The organism is Acidisphaera rubrifaciens HS-AP3, from assembly GCF_000964365.1.
GTDB lineage: Bacteria > Pseudomonadota > Alphaproteobacteria > Acetobacterales > Acetobacteraceae > Acidisphaera > Acidisphaera rubrifaciens.
In genome coordinates this window covers 1-3383 of record NZ_BANB01000523.1, presented here as the reverse complement: position 1 = coordinate 3383, position 3383 = coordinate 1, and the positions used below count along the sequence as shown (strand labels likewise).

Genomic DNA, 3383 nt, shown 5'->3' with positions numbered 1-3383 from the left:
CGGTGGTCGACCGCGCACGCGGCGGCGCCGCCCGCTTGAGCGCGCCCGGGGCGGCGTGTAAGTGCCGTGCATGTCGCTCGCGCCCCACGCCGTCCGTGTCGAGACCGCGCGCGGGCGCTATCATCCGGAACCGGAAAGCAGCTCCCGCTCGCCCTGGCAGCGCGACCGCGACCGCATCATCCACAGCAGCGCCTTCCGCAAGCTCCAGTACAAGACGCAGGTCTTCGTCAACCACGAGGGCGATTTCTACCGCACCCGCCTGACGCACTCGATCGAGGTGGCGCAGATCGCCCGCAGCCTCGCCCGCGCGCTGCATCTCGACGAGGACCTGACGGAGGCGCTGGCGCTGGCGCACGACCTCGGCCACCCCCCGTTCGGTCATGCGGGAGAGGAGGCGCTGAACATTGCGATGCGCCCCTACGGCGGGTTCGACCACAATGCCCAGAGCCTGCGGGTCGTGACGGTGCTGGAGAACCGCTATGCCAGCTTCGATGGGCTGAACCTGACCTGGGAGACGCTGGAGGGGCTGGCCAAGCATAACGGGCCGCTGCCGAAGCCGCCGGCCTATATCGCGGAATACGACGGGCGCCACCGGCTGGAACTCGGCACCCATGCCAGCGCCGAGGCGCAGGTCGCCGCGCTGTCAGACGACATCGCCTATCACAGCCACGATCTCGACGACGGGCTGCGGGCGCACCTGTTCACGATCGAGGATTTGCGTCACCTGCCGCTGGTGCGCGACGCGCTGGCCGAGGCGGCGCGGGCCAGTCTCGACGTGCCGCCGGCGCGGCTGCGCCACGAGATGATCCGGCGGGTGATCGACGCCATGATCAACGACGTGATCGCCGAGACCGGCCGCCGCATCGCGAAGCTGGAACCGGCGGACGTGCAGGCGATCCGGCGCGCGAAGAAGCCTGTGGTCGCCTTCAGCCTGCCGATGGCGGAGGCGAACCGCGCCATCAAGGACTTCCTGGTCAGCCGGATGTATCGCCACTGGCGGGTCAACCGCATGACGCAGAAAGCCCGCGTGCTGCTGGAGGAGGTGTTCCGCCTGCTCGCCCGCGACACAAGCCTGTTGCGCGAGGACTGGCGCGCGCGGGCCGGCGAGGGGGGGACGCCGCGGGCCGCGCATGTCGTCTGCGACTACATCGCCGGCATGACCGACCGGTACGCGGTCGATGAACACCGGCGGCTGACCGACATCACCATCGCCGGCTGACCGCCCCCGCGAGCCCGTCCGGCCGGGCGCAGGCGGCGATGCCAGCCATGAGCGTTCACGCGGGACGAAGCCGGGCGCGGGCGTGTAGGAAGGCGCCATGACCCAGGACATCTACGCTGCCCTGCGCGACCAGGTGGTCGCCGCCCTGCGGGCGGTCGCGCCCGATCTGCCGGACGATGCCGTCGCGCGCGTCGAAGTGACGCCGCCGCGCGATCCCGCGCACGGCGACATGGCGACCAATGCCGCCCTCGTCGCCGCCAAGCCCGCGCGCATGGCCCCGCCGAAGCTCGCGGCCGCGCTCGTGGAGCGGCTGCGCGCCGCGCCCGGCATCGCGGCGGCCGAGGCGGCGGGGCCGGGCTTCGTCAACCTGACGCTCGATCCGGCCGTCTACCGCGCCCTGCTGCCGGGCATCCTGCGGGCGGGCACCGCCTATGGCGACAGCGCGATCGGCGGCGGGGTGCGGGTGAACGTCGAATACGTCTCCGCCAATCCCACCGGTCCCATGCATATCGGCCATTGCCGCGGCGCGGTGGTGGGCGACGCGCTGGCGAACCTGCTGCGCAAGGCGGGCTATGCCGTCACCAAGGAGTATTACGTCAACGACGCCGGGGCGCAGGTCGCGGCCCTCGCCTGGGCCGCCTACTGGCGCTACCTGCAGGCGATCGGCACGCCGCTCGACGAGGACGCCTTCGCGGCGCAGGTGCCGGGCGGCCTGCAGTACCGGGGCGACTACCTGATCCCGGTCGGCGCCGAACTGGCGGCGGCCCATGGCGAGGCGCTGGCCGGGCCGGGGCGCGGCATCGCCGATCCGGCGCTCTGGCTCGATACGGTGCGTGAGTACGCCGTGGGCGCGATGATGGCGGCCGTGCGGGAGGATCTCGCCCTGCTCGGCGTCGAACAGGACGTCTTCACGTCTGAACGCGCCCTGGTCGCCGCCGGCGCCGTGGACCGGGTGCTGGCCGACCTCGCCGCCCGCGGCTTGCTGTACGAGGGCGTGCTGGAGCCGCCGAAGGGCAAGACGCCCGAGGACTGGGAGCCGCGCGAGCAGACGCTGTTCCGCTCCACACGCTACGGCGACGACGTGGACCGGCCGCTGCGCAAGTCGGACGGGTCGAACACCTATTTCGCCAACGACATCGCCTGTCACGCCGACAAGATCGCCCGCGGCGAGGCGGTGCTGATCGATGTCTGGGGCGCCGATCACGGCGGCTACGTCAAGCGCATGCAGGCGGCGGTCGCGGCCGTGTCGGACGGGGCGGCGCGGCTGGAGGTCGTGCTGTGCCAGATCGTCCACGTCATGCGCGCGGGCCAGCCGGTCCGCATGTCCAAGCGCGCCGGCACCTACGTGACCCTGCGCGACCTGATCGACGAGGTCGGGCGCGACGCGGTGCGCTTCACCATGCTGACCCGCCGGCCGGACGCGCAGATGGAATTCGACCTCGACGCCGTGGTGGCGCAGACGCGCGACAACCCGGTGTTCTACGTCCAGTACGCCCATGCCCGCTGCCGGTCGGTGCTGCGCGCGGCGGCGGACCTGCACGGCGCGGCGGCCACGACGGACGCGGCGCTCGCGGACGCGCCGCTGGAGACGCTGACGGCCGAGCCGGAACTGGCGCTGCTGCGCCGCCTGACCGCCTTTCCGCACGTTGTCGAAGGCGCCGCGCAGGCGCGCGAGCCGCACCGAATCGCTTTTTTCCTCTATGACTTGGCGGGCGACTTTCATATGCTGTGGAACCGCGGGAAGGACGACGCGACCTTGCGCTTCCTGCAGGACGACCGCCCGGTCGAGACGCGTGCGCGGCTTGCCCTCGTCGCGGCGACGGCGGCCGTCATCCGTGCCGGTCTGGCGGTCCTTGGCGTCAGTCCGGTCGAGGAGATGCGCTGACCCCGACGGCGCAGCCCCGTGACCCGAGAGGAGGCGCCGCATGGCGGACGATTTCGAGATTCCGATGCCGGTCTATCGGGTGCCGCGCCGCCGCGCCGGGATCGATCCCGCGACACGGCGGCTGATGATGATCGCCGCCGGGCTGGGCGGGGCGCTGCTGCTCGTCGTCGGCATCGCGCGTCTCACGGGCCATCATCCCGGCGGCGTGCCGGTGATCGAGGCGGCGAGCGGGCCGGTGCGCGTGCGCCCGGACAATCCCGGCGGCATGTCGGTGGCCGG

2 protein-coding genes and 1 pseudogene are annotated in these 3383 nt (G+C 72.3%); all 3 read left to right on the top strand.

Going from position 1 to position 3383, the window contains the following annotated elements:
• Nucleotides 1–70 precede the first annotated feature (70 nt).
• Complete coding sequence (locus B8460_RS14065; RefSeq protein ID WP_048862241.1) at nt 71–1219, top strand: deoxyguanosinetriphosphate triphosphohydrolase; 1149 nt, start codon at nt 71–73, stop codon at nt 1217–1219.
• 97 nt (nt 1220–1316) lie between these two features.
• On the top strand, nt 1317–3104 hold the full coding sequence (locus B8460_RS14060; protein ID WP_048862240.1) for an arginine--tRNA ligase: 1788 nt from the start codon (nt 1317–1319) through the stop codon (nt 3102–3104).
• Nucleotides 3105–3144: 40 nt separating this feature from the next.
• Nucleotides 3145–3383, top strand: a pseudogene (locus B8460_RS14055) (hypothetical protein); the annotation flags it as partial.

Coding starts and splice junctions, on each gene's coding strand:
- B8460_RS14065 (WP_048862241.1), top strand. CDS start 71: ATGTCGCTCGCGCCCCACGCCGTCCGTGTCGAGACCGCGCGCGGGCGC.
- B8460_RS14060 (WP_048862240.1), top strand. CDS start 1,317: ATGACCCAGGACATCTACGCTGCCCTGCGCGACCAGGTGGTCGCCGCC.